At 61.4% G+C, this 21,205-nt stretch carries 23 protein-coding genes; 18 read left to right on the plus strand and 5 right to left on the minus strand.

Features of this window, described 5'->3' with window-relative positions; genetic code table 11:
• Nucleotides 1–87: 87 nt before the first annotated feature.
• The 3 genes from mpl to HKK53_RS24510 are packed head-to-tail and all read left to right on the plus strand — an operon-like array spanning nt 88 to nt 2,343.
• Nucleotides 88–1,437, plus strand: coding sequence for a UDP-N-acetylmuramate:L-alanyl-gamma-D-glutamyl-meso-diaminopimelate ligase (gene mpl / locus HKK53_RS24500; protein WP_169372912.1), 1,350 nt, complete (start codon nt 88–90; stop codon nt 1,435–1,437).
• Nucleotides 1,434–2,066, plus strand: coding sequence for a flavin prenyltransferase UbiX (gene ubiX, locus HKK53_RS24505; RefSeq protein WP_169372913.1), 633 nt, complete (start codon nt 1,434–1,436; stop codon nt 2,064–2,066). Before mpl ends, ubiX begins: the two co-directional genes overlap by 4 nt.
• The gene (locus HKK53_RS24510; RefSeq protein ID WP_169372914.1) at nt 2,059–2,343 is read left to right on the plus strand and encodes a YceK/YidQ family lipoprotein; all 285 of its coding nucleotides are present in this window, start codon (nt 2,059–2,061) and stop codon (nt 2,341–2,343) included. The genes ubiX and HKK53_RS24510 overlap by 8 nt, the downstream gene beginning before the upstream one ends.
• 126 nt (nt 2,344–2,469) lie before the next feature.
• Here HKK53_RS24510 and HKK53_RS24515 read toward each other — a convergent pair whose 3' ends face one another.
• The 3 genes from HKK53_RS24515 to HKK53_RS24525 form a co-directional block, all read right to left on the minus strand.
• Nucleotides 2,470–3,111, minus strand: coding sequence for an oxidoreductase (locus HKK53_RS24515; RefSeq protein WP_169372915.1), 642 nt, complete (start codon nt 3,109–3,111; stop codon nt 2,470–2,472).
• Between the two features lie 27 nt (nt 3,112–3,138).
• Nucleotides 3,139–4,857 carry a C13 family peptidase gene (locus HKK53_RS24520; RefSeq protein ID WP_169372916.1) on the minus strand — a complete coding sequence of 573 codons (1,719 nt, stop codon included), beginning with the start codon at nt 4,855–4,857 and terminating at the stop codon, nt 3,139–3,141.
• A gap of 102 nt (nt 4,858–4,959) precedes the next feature.
• Nucleotides 4,960–5,415, minus strand: coding sequence for a MaoC family dehydratase (locus HKK53_RS24525; protein WP_133837569.1), 456 nt, complete (start codon nt 5,413–5,415; stop codon nt 4,960–4,962).
• Between the two features lie 197 nt (nt 5,416–5,612).
• Between HKK53_RS24525 and HKK53_RS24530 the strand changes: the two genes are divergently transcribed.
• Genes HKK53_RS24530 through HKK53_RS24540 form a run of 3 tightly spaced genes read left to right on the plus strand, consistent with a single transcriptional unit; the run spans nt 5,613 to nt 7,289 of the window.
• On the plus strand, nt 5,613–5,975 hold the full coding sequence (locus tag HKK53_RS24530; protein ID WP_169372917.1) for a CidA/LrgA family protein: 363 nt from the start codon (nt 5,613–5,615) through the stop codon (nt 5,973–5,975).
• Nucleotides 5,972–6,688: an LrgB family protein gene (locus tag HKK53_RS24535; RefSeq protein WP_169372918.1), complete on the plus strand. Its 717-nt coding sequence runs from the start codon at nt 5,972–5,974 to the stop codon at nt 6,686–6,688. Before HKK53_RS24530 ends, HKK53_RS24535 begins: the two co-directional genes overlap by 4 nt.
• Nucleotides 6,689–6,698: 10 nt before the next feature.
• The gene (locus HKK53_RS24540; protein ID WP_054616727.1) at nt 6,699–7,289 is read left to right on the plus strand and encodes an LON peptidase substrate-binding domain-containing protein; all 591 of its coding nucleotides are present in this window, start codon (nt 6,699–6,701) and stop codon (nt 7,287–7,289) included.
• 161 nt (nt 7,290–7,450) lie between these two features.
• Here the strand turns inward: HKK53_RS24540 and HKK53_RS24545 are convergent, their stop codons facing one another.
• Nucleotides 7,451–8,767: a bifunctional DedA family/phosphatase PAP2 family protein gene (locus HKK53_RS24545; RefSeq protein ID WP_169372919.1), complete on the minus strand. Its 1,317-nt coding sequence runs from the start codon at nt 8,765–8,767 to the stop codon at nt 7,451–7,453.
• Between the two features lie 44 nt (nt 8,768–8,811).
• Nucleotides 8,812–9,507 carry a DNA-3-methyladenine glycosylase gene (locus HKK53_RS24550; protein ID WP_169372920.1) on the minus strand — a complete coding sequence of 232 codons (696 nt, stop codon included), beginning with the start codon at nt 9,505–9,507 and terminating at the stop codon, nt 8,812–8,814.
• A 176-nt stretch (nt 9,508–9,683) separates the two neighbouring features.
• Between HKK53_RS24550 and HKK53_RS24555 the strand changes: the two genes are divergently transcribed.
• From HKK53_RS24555 to lipA, 12 genes are all read left to right on the plus strand, one after another.
• Complete coding sequence (locus HKK53_RS24555; RefSeq protein WP_169372921.1) at nt 9,684–10,955, plus strand: glutamate-5-semialdehyde dehydrogenase; 1,272 nt, start codon at nt 9,684–9,686, stop codon at nt 10,953–10,955.
• A gap of 1 nt (nt 10,956) precedes the next feature.
• Nucleotides 10,957–11,646 (plus strand): nicotinate-nucleotide adenylyltransferase, encoded by a 690-nt coding sequence (nadD, locus tag HKK53_RS24560; RefSeq protein WP_169372922.1) that lies wholly within the window; start codon nt 10,957–10,959, stop codon nt 11,644–11,646.
• A 73-nt stretch (nt 11,647–11,719) separates the two neighbouring features.
• Nucleotides 11,720–12,214, plus strand: a complete 495-nt coding sequence (gene rsfS / locus HKK53_RS24565; RefSeq protein WP_123404548.1) for a ribosome silencing factor — start codon at nt 11,720–11,722, stop codon at nt 12,212–12,214.
• A 9-nt stretch (nt 12,215–12,223) separates the two neighbouring features.
• The gene (gene rlmH, locus HKK53_RS24570; protein WP_007937439.1) at nt 12,224–12,691 is read left to right on the plus strand and encodes a 23S rRNA (pseudouridine(1915)-N(3))-methyltransferase RlmH; all 468 of its coding nucleotides are present in this window, start codon (nt 12,224–12,226) and stop codon (nt 12,689–12,691) included.
• A 10-nt stretch (nt 12,692–12,701) separates the two neighbouring features.
• Nucleotides 12,702–14,597 (plus strand): penicillin-binding protein 2, encoded by a 1,896-nt coding sequence (gene mrdA / locus HKK53_RS24575; protein ID WP_169372923.1) that lies wholly within the window; start codon nt 12,702–12,704, stop codon nt 14,595–14,597.
• Nucleotides 14,598–14,628: 31 nt separating this feature from the next.
• Nucleotides 14,629–15,732, plus strand: a complete 1,104-nt coding sequence (gene rodA, locus HKK53_RS24580; protein WP_169374289.1) for a rod shape-determining protein RodA — start codon at nt 14,629–14,631, stop codon at nt 15,730–15,732.
• Nucleotides 15,733–15,749: 17 nt separating this feature from the next.
• Nucleotides 15,750–16,757: a lytic murein transglycosylase B gene (gene mltB / locus HKK53_RS24585; RefSeq protein ID WP_169372924.1), complete on the plus strand. Its 1,008-nt coding sequence runs from the start codon at nt 15,750–15,752 to the stop codon at nt 16,755–16,757.
• Complete coding sequence (locus tag HKK53_RS24590; protein WP_169372925.1) at nt 16,757–17,770, plus strand: septal ring lytic transglycosylase RlpA family protein; 1,014 nt, start codon at nt 16,757–16,759, stop codon at nt 17,768–17,770. The genes mltB and HKK53_RS24590 overlap by 1 nt, the downstream gene beginning before the upstream one ends.
• 180 nt (nt 17,771–17,950) lie before the next feature.
• Entirely contained in the window at nt 17,951–19,108 is a 1,158-nt protein-coding gene (locus HKK53_RS24595; protein ID WP_149660886.1) for a D-alanyl-D-alanine carboxypeptidase family protein, read from the plus strand.
• Nucleotides 19,109–19,188: 80 nt separating this feature from the next.
• Nucleotides 19,189–19,464 carry a DUF493 domain-containing protein gene (locus tag HKK53_RS24600; protein WP_054052426.1) on the plus strand — a complete coding sequence of 92 codons (276 nt, stop codon included), beginning with the start codon at nt 19,189–19,191 and terminating at the stop codon, nt 19,462–19,464.
• Complete coding sequence (gene lipB / locus HKK53_RS24605; protein ID WP_169372926.1) at nt 19,464–20,111, plus strand: lipoyl(octanoyl) transferase LipB; 648 nt, start codon at nt 19,464–19,466, stop codon at nt 20,109–20,111. The genes HKK53_RS24600 and lipB overlap by 1 nt, the downstream gene beginning before the upstream one ends.
• Nucleotide 20,112: 1 nt before the next feature.
• Nucleotides 20,113–21,138, plus strand: a complete 1,026-nt coding sequence (gene lipA / locus HKK53_RS24610) for a lipoyl synthase (protein ID WP_123509883.1) — start codon at nt 20,113–20,115, stop codon at nt 21,136–21,138.
• Nucleotides 21,139–21,205: the final 67 nt, after the last annotated feature.

The following is a 21,205-nucleotide window of genomic DNA, read 5'->3' on the forward strand; positions in this document are numbered from 1 at the left end:
GGGAACGATCATGTGCACGACCCTGAAACAAAGGTGCGAATTTTCCCACCCTACGCTAACCTGCGGCCATGTTTTACGAGGTCGACTATGCACATTCATATTCTTGGTATCTGCGGCACTTTCATGGGTTCGATGGCGGTTCTGGCCAAAGAGCTGGGTCATCACGTGACCGGCTCCGATGCCAACGTCTATCCGCCGATGAGCACTCAGCTGGAAGCTCAGGGCATTGAGTTGACCCAGGGTTACGACCCGGCGCAGCTCGATCCGGCCCCGGACCTGGTGGTGGTCGGCAACGCCATGTCCCGCGGCAACCCGGCGGTCGAGTACGTACTGAACAAAGGCCTGCCCTACGTTTCCGGCCCGCAATGGCTGGCCGACCACGTGTTGCAGGGTCGCTGGGTATTGGCCGTCGCCGGTACTCACGGCAAGACCACCACCAGCAGCATGCTCGCCTGGGTACTGGAACACGCGGGCATGAGCCCGGGTTTCCTGATCGGCGGCGTGCCGCAGAATTTCTCGGTGTCCGCTCGCCTGGGCGGCACACCGTTCTTCGTGATCGAAGCCGATGAATACGACAGCGCGTTCTTCGACAAGCGCTCCAAGTTCGTTCACTACCGCCCACGCACGGCGATCCTGAACAACCTTGAGTTCGATCACGCCGACATCTTCCCCGATCTGCCGGCCATCGAACGGCAGTTCCACCATTTGGTACGCACAATCCCGAGCGAAGGCCTGGTCATTCATCCGACTACCGAACCCGCGCTGCAACGGGTAATCGAGATGGGCTGCTGGACCCCGGTGCAAACCACCGGTGCCGGCGGTCAGTGGCAGGTCAAGTTGCTGAGCGAGGACGGTTCGAAGTTTGAAGTGATGTTCGAAGGCGTCGCCCAAGGCGTGGTCGAGTGGGACATGACCGGTCAGCACAACGTCGCCAATGCCCTGGCCACTTTGGCGGCGGCGCGGCACGTCGGCGTCGTGCCATCAATGGGCATCGCGGCATTGAGCGCGTTCAAAAGCGTGAAGCGCCGGATGGAGAAAGTCGCGGAAGTGCGTGGCATCACCATCTACGACGACTTCGCCCACCACCCGACCGCCATCGCCACCACCCTCGACGGCTTGCGCAAGAAGATCGGCGATGCGCCGTTGATCGCGATCATCGAGCCGCGCTCCAACTCCATGAAGCTCGGCGCGCACCGTGACGGTTTGCCGGAAAGCGTGGTCGATGCCGATCAGGTGATCTGGTACGCGCCGGCCAACCTCGGTTGGGATTTGGGCGCTACCGCCGCGCTTTGCACCGTGCCATCGATCGTCAGTGATTCCCTCGAAGGCATCATCGAACGCGTGAAAAGCCAGGCCCAGCCCGGCACCCACGTAGTGATCATGAGCAACGGCGGCTTCGGCGGCCTGCACGGCAAACTCGCCGAGGCGCTGCAATGAACAACGGCCCGGAACGCATCACGCTGGCGATGACCGGTGCGTCCGGCGCCCAGTACGGCTTACGCCTGCTTGATTGCCTGGTACGTGAAGACCGCGAGGTGCATTTCCTGATCTCCAAGGCTGCGCAACTGGTGATGGCCACCGAGACCGACGTTACGCTGCCGCCGAAACCGCAAACCATGCAGGCCTTCCTCACCGAATACACCGGCGCCGCTGCCGGACAGATCAAGGTGTATGGCAAGGAAGACTGGATGTCGCCGGTGGCCTCGGGCTCCGGCGCGCCAGCGGCGATGGTGGTGGTGCCGTGTTCCACCGGGACCTTGTCGGCGATTGCGACCGGGGCTTGCAACAACCTGATCGAACGCGCCGCCGATGTCACCTTGAAGGAGCGCCGCCAGTTGATTCTGGTGCCGCGTGAGGCGCCGTATTCGAGCATTCATCTGGAGCACATGCTCAAGTTGTCGAACATGGGCGTCACGATTTTGCCGGCCTCGCCGGGGTTTTATCACCAGCCACAGACCATCGACGACCTGATCGACTTCGTCGTGGCGCGGATTCTCAATCTGCTGAACATTCCACAGGACATGCTGCCGCGTTGGGGCGAGCACCATTTGAGCAGTGATGAATAAGCTGCTGGTGGTGCTGCTGGCGCTGCAACTGGCCGGCTGCGCCACGGCGCGCACGCTCGATGCCGCCAAGCCGGGGGCGCCGGTGGTGTATTCGGGGACGCGGCTGGATTTGTATGCGATGAACGGTGGATGCTGCGCCATGGATCGGTTTGGTGCTGAAGCGCCGAGCTATCCGGGAGTGGACCTGCCGGGGAGCGCGTTGCTCGACACGCTGCTGTTGCCGCTGTCACTGCTGACGGTGATTGGCGTGAGTTTCCAGGCGACGGGCGGGTTGTAAGAAGAACACAGCTTTTGTGGCGAGGGAGCTTGCTCCCGCTGGGACGCGAAGCGGCCCTTCTTCTTAAAAGCAAGGGACTGCTGCGCAGTCCAGCGGGAGCAAGCTCCCTCGCCACAGGTCAGCCGGTTACTTGCCGAGCTTACGCAACTCATCCGACTCAACCACCCGCACCCCATCCTGCTCTTCCAGCGCCAGGCGCCACATGGCGCGGGCCAGTTGGCAGGCTTCAATGCCGCGGTATTTACCCGGGATCAAGCGCGAAAACGGTCCGGCGAATTGCTCGGCCATGCGCGGTTCCAGGCGTTCACCCAGCAACAGGGACGGACGGCAAATGGTCAGCTGCGGCCAATCCTGCGCGCGCAGTGCGTGTTCCATCTCGCCTTTGACCTTGTTGTAGAAAATCGAGGATCTGCGATCGGCTCCCAAGGCACTGATCACAATCAGGTGCCGCGCACCCATTTCCCGTGCACGTTTGGCGAACGCCACCACCATGTCCAGGTCCACCGCCCGAAACGCCGCTTCGGAGCCGGCCTGTTTAATCGTGGTGCCGAGGCAGCAATAGGCGATGTCGACGCGACCATTGAGTTGCGGCAGGAACTCGGCCGGGTCGCCGACGGGGTTTTCCAGGTGGGGATGCTCGGCCAGTGGCCGGCGTGAAGGTGCCAATACCCGCGTAATCGTTGGCTCATTGAGCAAGCGATCAAGCAAATGTTCGCCGGTTAATCCGGTGGCTCCGGCAAGCAATACATGCTGAGGCGTCAAGTACATAGTGTCTCCCCCTTGATACTGTTCAGCTTAGTTGAGCTTGGCATCCTTGCTGCTGATAGCAGCACTTTGTAATGCTTTGCGCGCTTGTTGCTTGCGCAGCAGTTGCCAATGGGAGAGGACGGTTTTCGGCGCCCAGATCTGTGGCTCAGAGGCTTCGAAGTTATCCGCCAGTTCACGCTCGGCCACGGTGGCCTTGGCCAGCTTGAAGGCTTGCTCCAGGTCGTCGGTCTGGTTCAGCGCCTGGGCGAACAGCGCGTCGCCGAAGTAGGTGAAGTTGGCTTCTTCCGAGCAACCGAAGGACACCCGGTCCGCCCGCGAGGCGGTCATGATCAGGGTGCGTTCGTCTTTCAGCGCCGGGATGAAACCACCGGAATAGCAGGAAGAGATGACAATAATCTTGTCGCGATTCTTCAGCGGGGTCAGGACCGCGGCCAGTTCGTCGGCCGGCAGGTCAGCCAGTTCCATGCGCGGCTGGTCGAGCACCAGTTCGTGTTCGCTGGTGCCGTGGCTGGTCAGGTAGATGAACAGCAAGTCTTCCGGGCCGCTGCGCTCGGCCAGGGTCTGGACGGCGCGGCGCAGGTTTTCCCGGGTGGCCATCGGCCGGTCGGCGAGGTGTTCGCGATGGTTGACCAGACGAATTTGCCCATAAGCGCCGAAGCGGCTGGCGAGCATGTTGGCGACGTAGTCGGACTCGCGCAGGAACACGCTCTGCTTGCCGTCGCCACCGAGAGTCAGGGTGTACAACTCGACCGCCGGGGTGGAGGCGGGGACGTTGGCCAGCGCTTCATCGAGCAAGCGACCCTGGGCGAGCAAGCCGAGCTCCAGAGTATCGGGCAGCAACTTGCCATCGGCGTCGCGCACGCGCTGGCCATTGATCCAGGTGCCGCTCATCACGGAGCCATCGGTCAGTACCAGCGTGCCGCGACCGGAATAACTGTCGTTGTCGAAACCGCCGACATAGAAACTGCCGTCGGCCAGGTTCAAGCGGCCCTGACCGGTGAAGCGCCAGTCGCTGAACTGGCCGATGTAGTGGCTGCCGTCGGTGCCGATAAGCTCGCCCTTGCCGCTGAGCACGCCTTCCTTGAACTGGCCGATCCAGACATCGCCATCGGCGTTTTCGTAGCGACCCTTGCCGTGGAGCTGGTTGTCCTTGAAGCCACCGACGTAGATATCGCCGTCGGCGCTGTTGAACGTGCCGTTGCCCTCCAGCTGACCATCGACGAAATGCCCGCTGAACTGATTGCCACTGGCATCGCCGCGCTGGCCTTCGCCGTTGGGTTTGCCGTGGGCGAACTGGCCTTGATAGGTGCTGCCGTCATCGAGTTCGAGACGACCGAGCCCTGAATATTGGTCGGCCTTGAACTCACCGCGGTAAGTCATGCCGTTTTCTTTGAGGGTGCCTTCGCCGTCGCGCCGGCCAAGCTTGAAGCCGCCGGTGTAGCTGCTGCCATTGGTAGTCAGCGTGCCCTGGCCGTCGAACAGACCTTGCTGGAATTGTCCGCGATAGACTTCGCCGTTGCTGCCGTGCCATTCGCCCTGGCCATGCCACTGGCCTTTGTCGAACTGACCGGCGTACCAACTGCCGCTCGGGTAGTCGATACGACCCTGGCCCTGCAACAACCCGTTGACCAGATCCCCTCGATAGCGTCCGCCGTCCGGCAGGCGGGCGTCAGGGGACAACAGCGATTCACCATCGCCGCAAGCGGTGAGCATCAGGGTCAAAGCGAGGAGTGCAAGTGAGCGCATAGCGGGATCCGGGCAATTAGGCGACCGAGTATGCCGCAGCTATGTGTCGCATATATAGAGAAGGTCGCGAAACAGCGTGCGCTGCTTCGCATTCGGGATGGTTTACACGAAACAGAGGGACAGCGGTTCGGCGATATACGCCGGTTTGTCCGAGCCTTCTATCTCAAGGGTAGCGGTGGCCTTGAGTAGCCATTGGCCGGGTTTCTTCTCGGTGACTTCGTTCATGTCGACCTTGAGCCGGACCCGTGAATTGACTTTCACCGGCTGGATGAAACGCACACTGTCCAGGCCATAGTTGACCACCATCTTCACGCCTTGCGGCAGGATCAGGATGTCTTCCATCAGTTTGGGAATCAGCGACAGCGACAGGAAACCGTGGGCAATGGTGCTGCCAAATGGCGTTTGCGCGGCTTTGACCGGGTCGACGTGAATGAACTGATAATCCCCGGTGGCTTCGGCGAACAGGTTGATGCGCTCCTGATCGATGGTGAGCCATTCGGAACGTCCAAGTTCCTTGCCGACATAATCTTTGAGCTCTGCAACGGGAACATAGGGCATTGAGACTCTCCTTGGGTTCATCGGTTTTATAGTTTTGAGTTGGGGGGATTTGACCTCCCGGATTACCACTTTAGATCAACATGGCAAATGGCTCCGGTCAACTGACCATGCTTTTGGCGAATGCCGGTCTATAGCGTCGGCGTGCTTATAATGCCCGGCCCCTTTTTGATGGGGACAACACGTGGGGAGATTGCTGGATGTTGTTACGTGGCCTGACCTGGCTGGTGCTGTTCCAATTGCTGGGCACAGCCATCAACCACCTGTTTTTGCCGGTGCTGCCGGGGCCGATTGTCGGCCTGCTGCTGTTGCTGGTGTTCCTGATTTGTCGTGGCGAAGTCGGCGAACCGCTGAACCTGGCCGCCAGTAGTCTGCTGCGCTACCTGCCGCTGTTGCTGGTGCCGCCGGCGGTGGGTGTGATGGTTTACGCCAAGGACATTGCCGCGGATTTCTGGGCCATCGCTGGCGCATTGGTGTTGTCGCTGGTGCTGTCGATGGCCTTCGTCGGGGGGCTGATGCAGCGCCTGGTCAAGCGTCATGCCCATCGCGGAGATCGTCCATGATTCTCGATTGGCAGGGCGCTCTCGATTCGGTGATTCACCATCCGCTGTTCGGCATCGGCATTACCCTCGGCGCTTATCAACTAGTGCTCGCGGCGTTCGAGAAAACCCGCTGGATCTTCCTGCAACCGGTGCTGGTGTCCATGCTGCTGGTGATCGGCGTATTGGTAGGCTGCGGCCTGACCTACGCCGAGTACCGCAAGAGCACCGAGATCCTCAGCATCCTGCTCGGTCCCGCCACCGTTGCCCTGGCGGTGCCGCTGTACTTGAATCTGCGACGGATTCGGCAGTTATTCTGGCCGATATTTACTACGCTGGTGATAGGCGGCGTGGTCGCCACGGGCATGGGCGTGTTGCTCGGCTGGTGGTTCGGCGCCGAACACATGATCCTGATGACCATGGCGCCCAAATCCGTGACCTCGCCGATTGCCATGTTGGTGGCTGAGCAGATCGGTGGTGTCGCGGCGCTGGCGGCGGTGTTCGTGTTGATTACCGGTGTGATCGGTGCGATTTTCGGCCCGAGTCTTTTGACCCGGCTCGGTGTCCACAGTCCTGAGGCCCGCGGCATGGCTTTAGGGCTGACCGCCCACGCGGTCGGCACGTCGGTGGCGTTGCAGGAAAGTGAAGAGTGCGGCGCCTTCGCGGCGCTGGCGATGAGTCTGATGGGCGTGGCCACGGCGGTATTCCTGCCGTTGGCCGTGTCGATGGTGGTGTAAGGATATGTCTATGAGCTTGCCGCTTTTTCCGCTGAACACGGTGCTGTTCCCTGGTTGCATCCTCGATTTGCAGATTTTCGAGGCGCGCTACCTGGACATGATCAGCCGCTGCATGAAACAGGGCAGCGGCTTCGGCGTGGTGTGCATCCTCGATGGCGAGGAAGTCGGCATCGCCCCGGCAGGTTATGCGCTGGTCGGCTGTGAAGCGTTGATCACCGATTTCAAGCAGCAGGACAACGGCTTGTTGGGGATTCGGGTACAGGGTGGGCGGCGGTTCCACGTCTTGCGCTCCGAAGTGCAGCGCGATCACCTGACCATCGCCGATGTCGAGTGGCTGGAAGACGAGCCCGAACAACCGTTGCAGGATGAAGACGCCGACCTGGTTGCCTTGCTCAAGGCCCTGGCCGAACACCCGATGGTCGAAGCGCTGAACATGGGCACCGAAGCGACCGGGCAACAGTCGCTGGCCAATCAGTTGGCGTACCTGCTGCCGTTCGCCGAAGTGGACAAGATCGACCTGCTGCAACTCGATGACCCGCAACAACGGCTGGATGCGATTCAGGCGTTGCTGGATGAGTTGCAGGGCGAGTTGTTTGCCTGACGGGCGCATGTAGCAGCTGCCGAGCCCGCGAGGCTGCGTTCGAGGACGAAGTCCTCGCAAATCCTGAGCATGCGGTGTGCCTGAATGGCGACTGCTGTGCAGCCGAATGCAGCCTTGCGCTACTCGGCAGCTGCTCGGCAGCTGCTACGGGGCTGCGATCTTCAGTAGGCGTAGCGCAACATCGTATGCGGCAAATGGCGCAACGCAAAAAAGGCAAACAGCGCCAGCAACGACGGCAACACCAGCCACCAGACCTTCGGCGGCATGGCGTTGAGCGGCGTCTGGCGTTGACTCAGCCACAGGCCCGCGGCACAGACACACGCCGCCAGCATCGCGCCGGCCAGCACGTCTGTCGGCCAGTGCGCGCCGAGGTACACCCGCGACAAGGCAATCGACAGCGCCGGCAGGCAGCCCAGCAGCAGCCAGGTCAGGCGCATCCGTGGCGGCTGCCCGCGACCGGCGAGCACCGCGAGGGTCAGGAATAGCGCAAAAGAGCCCGAAGCGTGGCCGCTGGGCATGCTGTAACTGGTCAGCGGGTCGCTCAATACTTCCGGACGCACACGGGCGAAAAATTGCTTGGTCACGGTGTTGCCCAGGGCGGTAAACAATAGCGTACCGCCGGCGAAGATTGCCTGGCGCCATTGCCGGGTGAGCAACAGCAGGCCGGTCAACAGGGCGCTGAATACCAGCATGTAGCGGAATTCACCGATCAGCGTGAAGGTCACCGCCACTTCATCGAGCATTGGGCTGCGGTGTTCTTGCACCAGGGTCATCACGCCCTGGTCGAGGGCCGTCAGATGCGGATACCCGATAAACAGTCCCAGCAAAATCAGCAGACCGAGGCCGGCAATATAAGCGGTGGCATGCCGATGGCGTCGCAAACTGCTGGTGACGCTCAAGCCGATCATCGCCGCAATGCTACCGGCGACGATCCCGGCTTCAGGCCAGAATCCTTCCGGCAAGGGCAGGCGAATCGCCGCTCCCGTGGCCCAACCCGGCAGCAGATAGGCAATGGTCCAGCCGGCGGCGGCCAACAGGCTGACGGCGGCGAAGCGCGGGAAGGGCATGTCGAACATCCCGGCCACCATCGGCAACATTGGCCGCAACGGCCCGATGAAACGCCCGACCAACAGGCTGGCGATGCCATAGCGCTGGAAATAGGACTCGGCCCCGGCAATCCATTCCGGGTGATGACGCAGGCCCGGCAAGCGCCGAATGTTCTGGTGGAAGTGTCGTCCCAGGAAGTAGGAAATTACATCACCCAGCAAGCCGCCGAGGAATCCCAGCAACAGCGTTTCGCCCAGCGACAGCGCGCCACTGCCGGCCAGCACCGCCACGGCAAACAACAAAACCGTGCCCGGCACGATCAACCCGGCAATCGCCAGGCATTCCACGCAGGCCACGATGAATACGGCGGCGGCCAGCCACTGCGGATTGACCGTCAACCAGCCGGTGATGCTATCGAGCCATGGGCCCATACGTACAACTCCATTCTACGAATCGACCCCGGCGGGGCGTGTGTTCACAGCAAAAAATAATCGCGACCTTCGACCTGCCCCCGGCGCAGCGGGTTCCGCGTGCAGTACGGCGCATACGCCGCATCGACAAAGCGGTACATCAGGTGTTCGTCACGGCCATGGGGAATGCCCAGTCGCGTGGTTTGAACGATGTGGACGGGGGCGGGGCCGATGTCTTGCACCAGCAACACTTCATGATCAAAGCGCTTGGCGTCCCAGACCGGCACCTTCAACCCCAGCGATTTGCAGAGCAAGGTCTGGCCGGCGCAGAGTTTTTGCGCGGGGCGAGGGCGGCCCTGGGCGTCGGGGTTGTTCAGCAGCATCTGCGCCAGACTCGCCGGCCCGCTCAATTCATCGACCCACGGATAGGCGGATTTGATCAGCACGGCATTGCCCGGCCCTTGGGCACTGAAGTTCAGAGAATCGCCGCCCCGGGCGTAATACATATAGATGTGGCCGCCATCCAGAAACAAAGCCTTACGTTTTTCTGTGTAGCCAAGGGACGCGTGGCTGCCTTTTTCTTCGCAGTAATACGCTTCGGTCTCGATGATCCGGGCGCTGAGCCACAGGTCGCCCACCCGGTGACGGATGACTTTACCGAGTAAATCCCGGGCCAGGACTTGTGCGTCGCGGTCGAAAAAAGCATCCGGCAGCGCCGTGGGCAAGGCTGAAAGGGCGGCGCGAACAGTCAGGTTGGACATGATGAACGGCGTTTATCAGGGCTGATTGAGCGGTGATGATACCAATTTGCAGCTTAATCACGGCTGAACGTCGGCAATTTGCCCTCCATTTCGACCATCCGCCTGTCACCGCTGTTAGTCCTAGGACGCGACAGCTATAATCTGCCGCTTTCATCTTTGCCAAGATCCCATCAGACATGACTGAGTCCGTCCTCGACTACATGACCCGCCTGGGTCGCGCTGCCCGCGAAGCGTCGCGCATCATCGGCCGTGCCAGCACTGCGCAGAAAAACCGCGCCTTGCAGGCTGCTGCCAATGCGCTGGACGCCGCGCGCGGCGAGTTGACGGCCGCCAATGAACTGGATCTGGCCGCCGGTCGGGCCAACGGTCTTGACGCTGCCTTGCTGGAGCGTCTGGCGCTGACCCCGGCGCGCATCGACAGCATGATCGTCGGTCTGCGCCAGGTTGCAGCCCTGCCGGACCCGGTCGGCGCAATCCGCGACATGAGCTTTCGCCCGTCCGGCATCCAGGTCGGCAAGATGCGTGTGCCGTTGGGCGTGATCGGCATCATTTACGAATCCCGGCCAAACGTGACCATCGATGCCGCCAGCCTGTGTCTGAAGTCCGGTAACGCGACCATCCTGCGTGGCGGCTCCGAAGCGATTCATTCCAACCGTGCCATTGCCGCCTGCATCCAGCGCGGCCTGGCCGAAGCCGAGCTGCCGGCCGCCGTGGTGCAAGTGGTCGAGACCACCGACCGTGCCGCCGTTGGCGCGTTGATCACCATGCCGGAATACGTCGACGTCATCGTGCCGCGCGGTGGCAAGGGCCTGATCGAACGGGTCAGCCGCGACGCCCGCGTGCCCGTGATCAAGCACCTGGACGGCATTTGCCACGTTTACGTCAGTGCCCACGCCGATCTGGCGAAAGCCCAGCGCATCGCCTTCAACGCCAAGACTTACCGGTATGGCATCTGCGGCGCGATGGAAACCCTGCTGGTAGATCAAACCGTCGCCAAGGATTTCCTGCCATCGATGGCCGCTCAGTTCCGCGAAAAAGGCGTCGAGCTGCGCGGTTGCGAACGTACGCGGGCGATCATTGATGCTGCGGCGGCGACTGAAGAAGACTGGAACACCGAATACCTGGCGCCGATCTTGTCGATCCGCGTCGTCGATGGCTTGGATCAGGCCATCGAGCATATTAATAAGCACGGCTCCCATCACACCGATTCGATCGTCAGCGAAAACCTCGCTGACACCCGGCGTTTCGTGGCCGAAGTCGACTCATCGTCGGTGATGATCAACACCCCGACCTGCTTCGCCGATGGCTTTGAATACGGATTGGGTGCCGAGATTGGCATTTCTACTGATAAGCTGCACGCCCGCGGCCCGGTGGGCCTCGAAGGTTTGACCTGCGAGAAGTACATCGTGGTCGGTGACGGCCAGTTGCGCGGACAGGAGTCGGTCTGACTTGGGCGACCTCGACCCGTCAGCCCCGGTCACTGCCGGCGAGGCTGGGCCTCGACGCATTGGCGTGCTGGGCGGAACCTTCGACCCGGTGCACATCGGCCATTTGCGCGGTGCACTGGAAGTCGCCGAATCCCTGGGGCTCGATGAGCTGCGTCTGACACCCAGTGCCAGACCGCCTCATCGGAATACGCCACAGGTGTCGGCGCAGGACCGTCTGGCGATGGTCGAGTGCGCGGTGGCCGGTGTGGCACCGTTGGTGGTGGACGCCCGCGAATTGCAGCGGGACAAACCGTCCTACACTATCGATACCCTGGAATTGATGCGTGCTGAGATGGCCGCGGATACCCAGGTTTTTCTACTTTTGGGCTGGGACGCATTTTGCGGCCTGCCCACTTGGCACCGCTGGGAAGAGTTGCTCCAGCATTGCCACATCCTGGTGCTGCAACGCCCGGATGCCGACAGCGAACCGCCGGATGCCTTGCGCAATCTGTTGGCGGCACGCTCGGTGAGCGACCCGCTGGCCCTCAAAGGGCCGAGCGGACAGATTGCATTCGTCTGGCAGACGCCGCTCGCGGTATCCGCCACCCAGATCCGTCAACTGCTGGCCAGCGGTAAGTCGGTACGTTTCCTGGTGCCCGACGCGGTCCTGGCCTACATCGATGCGCACGGTCTTTACCGTGCGTCGAACTGAAAAGAGGGCATGCTTCCCGGCACGTAATGACGTGTATTGAAGCGCCCGAACATACGAGCAAAACGAGTTTTATATGACGAACAAAGACGTAACTAAAGTAAAGCGCAAAGGCACGTTCAAGAGCGCCCCGCTGCCTGAGCCGGTTCTTACCACCGAGCCGCTGAAGGGTGACGAGCTGGTCAAGATTGCCGTAGCTGCCCTGGAAGACGTAAAAGGCCAGGACATCCAGGTCATCGACGTTCGCGAAAAGCAGAGCATCACTGACTACATGATCATCGCCACCGGTACCTCCAACCGCCAGATCGGCGCGATGCTGGACAAGGTTCGCGAAGCGGTCAAAGCCCTCGGCGTCAAGCCGTTGGGTGAAGAAGGCAAGGGCGACAGCGACTGGGTCCTGCTGGATATGGACGACGTGATCGTGCACATGATGACCGCTTCGGCTCGTCAGTTTTACGACCTCGAGCGCCTGTGGTCCGGTGCCGAGCAGAGCCGTGCGCTGAACGCGGCTCACCACAGCCCGGAAAACACCCACGAGCATTTCATCAAGCTCAACAAAGACCAGCAATAAGGGACCGCTGTGCGACTGCGACTGATCGCCGTCGGTTCACGCATGCCCAAGTGGGTGGAAGAAGGCTGGCATGAATATGCCAAGCGTCTTCCGTCCGAGCTGGCGCTGGAACTGGTGGAAATACCGCTCAACACCCGTGGCAAGAACGCCGACGTGGCGCGCTTCATCCGTCAGGAAGGCGAAGCCATGCTGGCCAAGGTCGGGCCGAACGAGCGGGTTGTCACCCTCGAAGTCCACGGCAAGCCCTGGAGTACCGAGCAACTGGCGGTCGAACTCGATCGCTGGCGGCTGGACTCGCGCACGGTGAATTTCATGGTCGGTGGCCCCGAAGGGCTGGCGCCGGAAGTCTGTGCCCGGGCTGATCAGCGCTGGTCGTTGTCGCCGTTGACGTTGCCGCACCCGCTGGTGCGGATTCTGATCGGCGAACAGTTGTATCGTGCCTGGACAGTGTTGTCCGGCCACCCTTACCACAAGTAGCTCTGCCCTCATGTCCCAGCCGATCCGCATCAAGGACCACGAAAAAGACGCCCGTCTGGTGCGTGGCCGCGTCGTGTTCGGGGCAATTGCGGTGGTGGCGCTAATCTGCGTGCTGATCGCGCGGCTGTATTTCCTCCAGGTCATCCAGTACGAGTACCACTCGACCCTGTCGGAAAACAACCGCGTCCACGTGCAGCCGATTCCGCCGACTCGTGGGCTGATCTTCGACCGTAATGGCGTGGTGGTGGCCGATAACCGGCCCAGCTTCAGCCTGAGTATGACCCGCGAGCGCTCCGGCGACTGGCAGCAAGTGCTCGACGTGATCGTCCAGGTGCTGGAACTGACGCCCGAGGACCGGGTGATCTTCGAGAAACGCATGAAGCAGGGGCGCCGGCCGTTCGAGCCGGTGCCGATCCTGTTCGAGCTGACCGAAGAGCAGATCGCGCGGATCGCGGTGAACCAGTTCCGGTTGCCGGGTGTGGAAGTGGTCGCGCAGTTGGTGCGGCATTACCCGCAGGGCGCGCATTTTGCGCACTCCGTGGGCTACATGGGCCGGATCAACGAGAAAGAGCTGAAGTCGCTGGACCCGGTCAACTACAGCGGCACCCATCACATCGGCAAGACCGGCATTGAGCGCTTCTACGAGCCCGAGCTGCACGGCCAGGTAGGGTACGAAGAAGTCGAGACCAACGCTCGGGGCCGCGTATTGCGTGTGCTCAAGCGTACCGATCCGATTCCCGGCAAGGACATCGTCCTGAGCCTGGACATCAAATTGCAGGAAGCCGCCGAGTTGGCGCTCGGTGGTCGCCGTGGTGCGGTGGTGGCGCTGGACCCGGCAACCGGCGAAGTGCTGGCGATGGTCAGTCAGCCGAGCTTCGACCCGAACCTGTTCGTCACCGGCATCAGCTTCAAGGCCTATGCCGAGTTGCGCGATTCGATTGACCGGCCGCTGTTCAACCGCGTCCTGCGCGGTCTGTACCCGCCGGGCTCGACCATCAAGCCAGCGGTGGCGATTGCCGGCCTGGATTCCGGTGTGGTCACAGCCTCGACCCGTGTGTTCGACCCGGGTTATTACCAACTGCCCAACTACGATCACAAATACCGTAACTGGAACCGTACCGGCGACGGCTTCGTCGACCTGGACACGGCGATCATGCGTTCCAACGACACCTACTTCTATGACCTGGCCCACAAGCTGGGCATCGATCGGTTGTCCTCGTACATGGGCAAGTTCGGCATTGGCCAGAAGGTCTCGCTGGACATGTTCGAAGAATCGCCCGGGCTGATGCCGTCCCGCGAGTGGAAGCGTGCAACCCGGCGTCAGGCCTGGTTCCCGGGCGAAACCCTGATTCTGGGGATCGGCCAGGGCTACATGCAGTCGACGCCGCTGCAACTGGCGCAAGCCACGGCGCTGGTGGCCAACAAAGGTGTGTGGAACCGTCCGCACCTGGCCAAGACCGTCGAAGGCGAAAAGCCCAAGGATGAAGATCCGATGCCGGACATCGTCCTGCGCGACCCGTCCGACTGGGCCAAGGTCAACCACGGCATGCAGCAAGTGATGCACGGCGCGCGCGGCACCGCGCGCAAAGCGGCCATCGGTTCGCAATACCGGATCGCCGGCAAAAGCGGTACGGCCCAGGTGGTCGCGATCAAGCAGGGCGAGAAGTACGACCGTTCCAAGGTGCAGGAGCGTCACCGCGACCACGCCTTGTTCGTCGGCTTCGCGCCGGCCGACAACCCGAAAATCGTGGTGTCGGTGATGGTCGAGAACGGCGAGTCCGGCTCCGGCGTCGCCGCGCCGGTTGTACGTCAAGTCATGGATGCCTGGCTCCTGGACCAGGATGGACGACTCAAACCTGAGTACGCCGGCCCTATCAGCGCGGAGGCTACGGCCCGTGAAGAGTAATTTCGATCGCATCCTCTCCAGTGAGGACGTGATGCGTCGCCGAGCGACGCTGTTGCAACGCCTGCACATTGACGGCCCATTGCTGATCCTGCTGCTGACCCTCGCCGCCGGCAGCCTGTTTGTGCTGTATTCGGCCAGTGGCAAGAGCTGGGATCTGCTGGGCAAGCAAGCCACTTCATTCGGTATCGGCCTGGTGTCGATGATCGTCATCGCCCAGTTCGAACCACGTTTCATGGCCCGTTGGGTGCCGGTCGGCTACGTGCTCGGCGTGCTGTTGCTGGTAGTGGTGGACGTCATGGGCCACAACGCCATGGGCGCCACGCGCTGGATCAACATTCCCGGGGTGATCCGCTTCCAGCCCTCGGAATTCATGAAGATCCTGATGCCGGCGACCATCGCCTGGTACTTGTCCAAACGCACGTTGCCACCGCAGCTCAAGCACGTGGGCGTCAGTCTGTTCCTGATTGGCTTGCCGTTTATCCTGATCGTGCGTCAGCCGGATCTCGGCACTTCGCTGCTGATCCTGGCCGGCGGCGCGTTCGTGCTGTTCATGGGCGGCCTGCGCTGGCGCTGGATCCTCAGCGTGATCGCCGCGGCAGTGCCGGTGGCGGTGGCGATGTGGTTCTTCATCATGCACGACTACCAGAAGCAGCGAATCCTGACGTTCCTCGACCCGGAAAGCGATCCGCTGGGCACCGGCTGGAACATCATTCAGTCCAAGGCTGCCATCGGTTCTGGCGGCGTTTTCGGCAAGGGCTGGTTGCTGGGTACCCAGTCGCACCTGGACTTCCTGCCCGAAAGCCACACCGACTTCATTATTGCGGTGTTGGGCGAGGAATTCGGCCTGGTGGGCATTTGCGCACTGTTGCTGATTTACCTGTTGTTGATCGGTCGCGGGCTGGTGATTACCGCCCAGGCCCAGACTTTGTTCGGCAAATTGCTCGCAGGCAGCCTGACCATGACGTTTTTTGTTTACGTTTTCGTCAACATCGGTATGGTCAGTGGCCTGTTGCCGGTTGTGGGGGTGCCGTTGCCGTTCATTAGCTACGGAGGAACTTCGCTGGTGACGCTGCTGTCAGCGTTTGGGGTTTTGATGTCGATCCATACCCATCGTAAGTGGATCGCACAGGTTTGAATAAGGTGAAGATTTCAATGCAAGCAATGCGTGGCTGGGCGACTCGATACGCGCCGTGGGTCGGCCTGGTAGGCATCCTTGGTACCGCAGAAACGCGGGCCGGCGATTACGAAGGCTCACCCCAGGTGGCCGAATTCGTCGGTGAAATGACCCGCGACTACGGTTTTGCCGGTGAACAGCTGATGGGCGTGTTCCGCGAAGCCGCGCGCAAGCAGGCGATCCTGGACGCTATTTCCAAACCTGCCGAGCGGGTTAAACAGTGGAACGAATATCGCCCGATGTTCATTACCGACGCGCGCATTGCCCGTGGCGTGGACTTCTGGCGCCAGCACGAGGCGGTGTTGGCCCGTGCCGAGCAGGAATATGGCGTACCGGCTCAGGTAATTGTCTCGATCATCGGCGTTGAAACCTTTTTCGGCCGCAATACCGGCAATTACCGGGTGATCGATGCATTGTCGACCCTGGGTTTCGACTATCCTCCCCGTGCCGAATTCTTCCGTAAGGAATTGCGTGAATTCCTGCTGCTGGCCCGGGAAGAGCAGGTCGACCCGTTGACCCTCAAAGGTTCCTACGCCGGTGCCATGGGCCTGCCGCAGTTCATGCCGAGCAGTTTTCGCGCGTATGCGGTGGACTTCGACGGTGACGGCCACATTAATATCTGGACCAATCCGGACGATGCCATCGGCAGCGTCGCCAGTTATTTCAAGCGTCACGGCTGGGTTGCCGGCGAGCCTGTGGTCAGCCGCGCCGATGTGCGTGGCGATCAGGTGGACGAGGGTTTGACCACCGGCATTGAGCCGACGAAAACCGTCGGGGAGTTGCGGGCGTTGGGCTGGTCGAGTCATGATGCGCTGCGCGATGATATGCCCGTCACCGCTTTCCGCCTGGAAGGTGACAATGGCCCCGAGTACTGGATGGGCCTGAAGAATTTCTACGCGATCACGCGTTATAACCGCAGCGTGATGTACGCCATGGCCGTACATCAACTGTCTGAACAGCTGGTCCAAGCACGGGGCGTCAAGTAATGCGGGCATTGCCTATGAATAAACCCCTGAAGCTGATGGCATACGCCGCGTTGGCGGTGCTGGTCGCCAGTTGTACGACCAGCCGCGCGCCGACCCAGAAGTCCCCCTCCACCGCCGTGCGAGCTACGCCGGGGCTGGACATCAACCGCGCGCACAAAGACGGCGCGCCGTGGTGGGACGTCGACGTGTCGCGCATCCCGGATGCCACGCCGACCTTGCACAGCGGACCTTATAAAGCCAACCCGTACACCGTGCTGGGCAAGACCTACTTCCCGCTGCAAGAGTCCAAGACCTACGTCGCCTCGGGCACCGCGTCGTGGTACGGCACCAAGTTCCACGGCCAGAACACCGCCAACGGCGAGGTGTATGACCTGTACGGCATGAGTGCCGCACACAAGACGCTACCGCTGCCGAGTTACGTTCGGGTGACCAACCTGGACAACAACAAGAGCGTGGTCCTGCGGGTCAACGACCGTGGGCCGTTCTACTCGGACCGCATCATCGACTTATCCTATGCTGCCGCCAAGAAGCTCGGCTATGCCGAAATCGGCACCGCGCGGGTCAAGGTTGAAGGCATCGATCCGCAACAGTGGTGGGCCGCTAAAGGCCGTCCGGCGCCTTTGATGCTCAACGAGCCGCAAGTAGCGCAAAATGCCGCGCCGACCATTACCGCTTCGGCGGGGACGGTCGAGCAATGGACGCCGCCGCCGCAGCAACACGCCTCGGACACTGTGCCGGTGCAGGTTGCCGCAAAAAAAAACGCTTCTGTACCAGCCTCTGGCCAGTATCTGCAGGTGGGCGCGTTCGCCAACCCGGACGCTGCAGAACTCCTGAGATCGAAGCTCAGCGGGATGGTGAGCGCTCCGGTGTTCATCAGCTCGATCGTGCGCAACCAACAGACACTGCATCGGGTGCGCCTGGGGCCGATCGGTTCGCAGGGTGAAATCCAGCAAGTGCAGAACAGTGTGCGATTGGCCAATCTCGGTTCGCCGAGCCTGGTCACCGCCGAGTAACACGCAGTACTTGATTGAAGGTTCGCTTGCGGTTTGGGGGGCGGACCTGGTTGTTGGCTCGTTAAGAACAAAAGCCCGGCAAGGGTTCTGAGTGAGCAACTGAACACGCGATGGCCCGTTAGAAAGCCATCTGATTAGTTTTGCCCTAGGGCAGTTTCCATTAGCGATTTCGAGAGACGGATGAACATCACCACCTTTGCCAAACGCCTGTGCCTGTTAGTCCCGCTGTTCATCACGCCTGCCGCTTTTGCGGTAGAAATGATGCCGTCGCCACCACAACTGGCCGCCAAATCCTATGTGCTCATGGATGCCAGCAGCGGTAACGTGCTGGTCGAGAACAACGGTGACCAGCGTCTGCCGCCAGCCAGCCTGACCAAACTGATGACCGCGTACATTGCGACGCTGGAAATCCGTCGTGGCCAGATCGGCGAAAACGACCCGGTGACCGTCAGCGAAAACGCCTGGCGCACCGGCGGTTCGCGGATGTTCATCAAGGTCGGCTCGCAGGTAACCGTCAGCGACTTGCTGCACGGCATCATCATTCAGTCGGGTAACGACGCCAGTGTTGCGCTCTCCGAGCACATCGCCGGTAGCGAAGACGCGTTCGCCGACATGATGAACAAGACGGCCGGCGACCTGGGCATGACCAACAGCCACTTCATGAACCCGACCGGTCTGCCGAACCCTGAGCACTACTCGTCGGCTCACGACATGTCGCTGCTGGCTCGCGCGATCATCCACGAAGACCCGGCTCACTACGCGATCTACTCGCAGAAAGAGTTCTTCTGGAACGGCATCAAGCAGCCTAACCGCAACCTGCTGCTGTGGCGCGACAAGACCGTCGATGGCCTGAAAACCGGTCACACCGACGAAGCCGGCTATTGCATGGTGTCCTCGGCCGTCCGTGATGGCATGCGCCTGATCGCCGTGGTGTTCGGCACCAACAGCGAAGTGGCCCGTGCTTCCGAAACCCAGAAACTGCTGACCTATGGTTTCCGCTTCTTCGAAACCCAGACCTTCTATCAGAAAGGCGCCGAGCTGGCTCAGGCCCCTGTCTGGAAAGGCACCACCAATCAAGTCAAGGCCGGCCTGGCTGAAGACCTGACCATGACCCTGCCGAAGGGCCAGCTGAAAAAGCTCGCCGCCAGCATGACCATGAACCCGCAACTGGTTGCGCCAATCGCCAAGGGCGACGTGATCGGTAAAGTCGAAGTGAAGCTGGACGACAAGGTGGTGCACAGCGCTGACCTGATCGCCCTGGACGCCGTCGACGAGGGTGGTATCTTCCGCCGCATGTGGGATAGCATCCGTCTATTCTTCTACGGCTTGTTCAACTGAATTAGTGTGGACTTGCATGGCCCCGATCCAATCCGGAGCGAGGCCATGTCCGTTGCCACGGCTTACGAGGCCGTTACGCCATGACAGATACCGAAGTAAAGGCGCCAAAGATCGAATTCCCTGCCAATGATTATCCGATCAAGGTGATCGGTGACACCATTGTCGACATCAAGCAAAAGATCATCGATATCGTCAAGAAACACGCGACGATCAACGATGAGAAGGTGGACGAACGCCAGAGCAGCAACGGCAAGTACACCACCATCCAGCTGCACATCATCGCCACCGGTCAAGACCAGCTGTACGACATCAACAGCGAACTGCGGGCTACCGGTTTCGTGCACATGGTGCTGTGATGTCTGGCACGCTGGGCTTTCGCGAGCTCGGCCAGATGGCTTACGAGCCGGTCTGGCATGCCATGCAGCGCTTCACCAACGAACGCGGCACTGACGCCGCGGACGAGATCTGGCTGGTCGAACACCCGCCGGTGTTCACTCAGGGCCAGGCCGGCAAGGCCGAGCACCTGTTGCTGCCGGGAGATATCCCGGTGGTGCAGGTCGATCGCGGCGGGCAGGTGACTTACCACGGCCCCGGCCAGTTGGTGGCCTACCTGTTGCTGGATGTGCGCAAACTGGGTTTCGGCGTGCGTGACCTTGTCACCCGCATGGAACACTGCCTGATCGAGTTACTGGCCAGCTACGGCGTCACCGCCGCAGCCAAGCCGGACGCGCCGGGTGTCTACGTCGACGGGGCAAAAATTGCTTCGTTGGGTCTGCGGATCCGCCATGGTTGCTCCTTTCATGGCCTGGCCCTGAACGTGGACATGAACCTGGAACCGTTTCGACGGATTAATCCCTGCGGCTACGCCGGGCTGGCGATGACCCAGCTGAGCGATCACGCAGGATCGATTGAATTTGCCGAGGTAAGTGCCCGGCTGCGCGCGCAGCTCGTCAAACACCTCGACTATGCTGAGCAGACGACCCTAACGGGCGGAATCGACTGATATGACTACTGATGCAGTGCAAACCATGATCCCGACGCTGGATGTCACCGAGCGTCCGGCCCCGCGTGCCAAGGTAGAAGCCGGCGTCAAGCTGCGCGGCGCCGAGAAGGTTGCACGTATCCCGGTAAAGATCATTCCGACCACCGAACTGCCGAAGAAACCCGACTGGATCCGCGTGCGCATCCCGGTGTCCCCGGAAGTCGACCGCATCAAGGCCCTGCTGCGCAAACACAAGCTGCACAGCGTCTGCGAAGAAGCGTCCTGCCCGAACCTGGGTGAGTGCTTTTCCGGCGGCACCGCCACGTTCATGATCATGGGCGACATCTGCACCCGTCGCTGCCCGTTCTGCGACGTCGGCCACGGTCGTCCGAAGCCATTGGACACCAACGAGCCGGAAAGCCTGGCCATCGCCATCGCCGACCTGAAACTCAAGTACGTGGTGATCACTTCGGTGGATCGCGACGACCTGCGTGACGGCGGTGCCCAGCACTTTGCCGACTGCATCCGCGAGATCCGCAAGCTGTCGCCGAACGTGCAGCTCGAAACCCTGGTCCCGGACTACCGCGGCCGTATGGACGTGGCGCTGGAAATCACCGCCGCCGAGCCGCCGGATGTGTTCAACCACAACCTGGAAACCGTACCGCGCCTGTACAAGGCTGCGCGTCCGGGTTCGGATTACCAGTGGTCGCTGACCCTGCTGCAACGCTTCAAGCAGATGATGCCGCACATTCCAACCAAATCCGGCCTGATGCTGGGCCTGGGCGAAACCGACGAAGAAGTCATCGAAGTCATGAAGCGCATGCGCGAACACGACATCGACATGCTGACCCTCGGCCAGTACCTGCAACCGTCCCGCAGCCACCTGCCGGTGCAGCGTTTCGTGCACCCGGACGTGTTCGCCTGGTTCGCCGAGGAAGGCTACAAGATGGGCTTCAAGAACGTCGCTTCCGGCCCGTTGGTGCGTTCCTCGTACCACGCCGACGAGCAGGCGAAGCTGGTTAAAGCCGAGCTGATAGCGTCGTTGTGATTCGCGGCTGAACGACAAAAACGCCCGCACGGTTCCGGCCATGCGGGCGTTTTTTTGCCTTGCCTAC

This window comes from Pseudomonas sp. ADAK7, from assembly GCF_012935675.1.
Lineage (GTDB): Bacteria > Pseudomonadota > Gammaproteobacteria > Pseudomonadales > Pseudomonadaceae > Aquipseudomonas.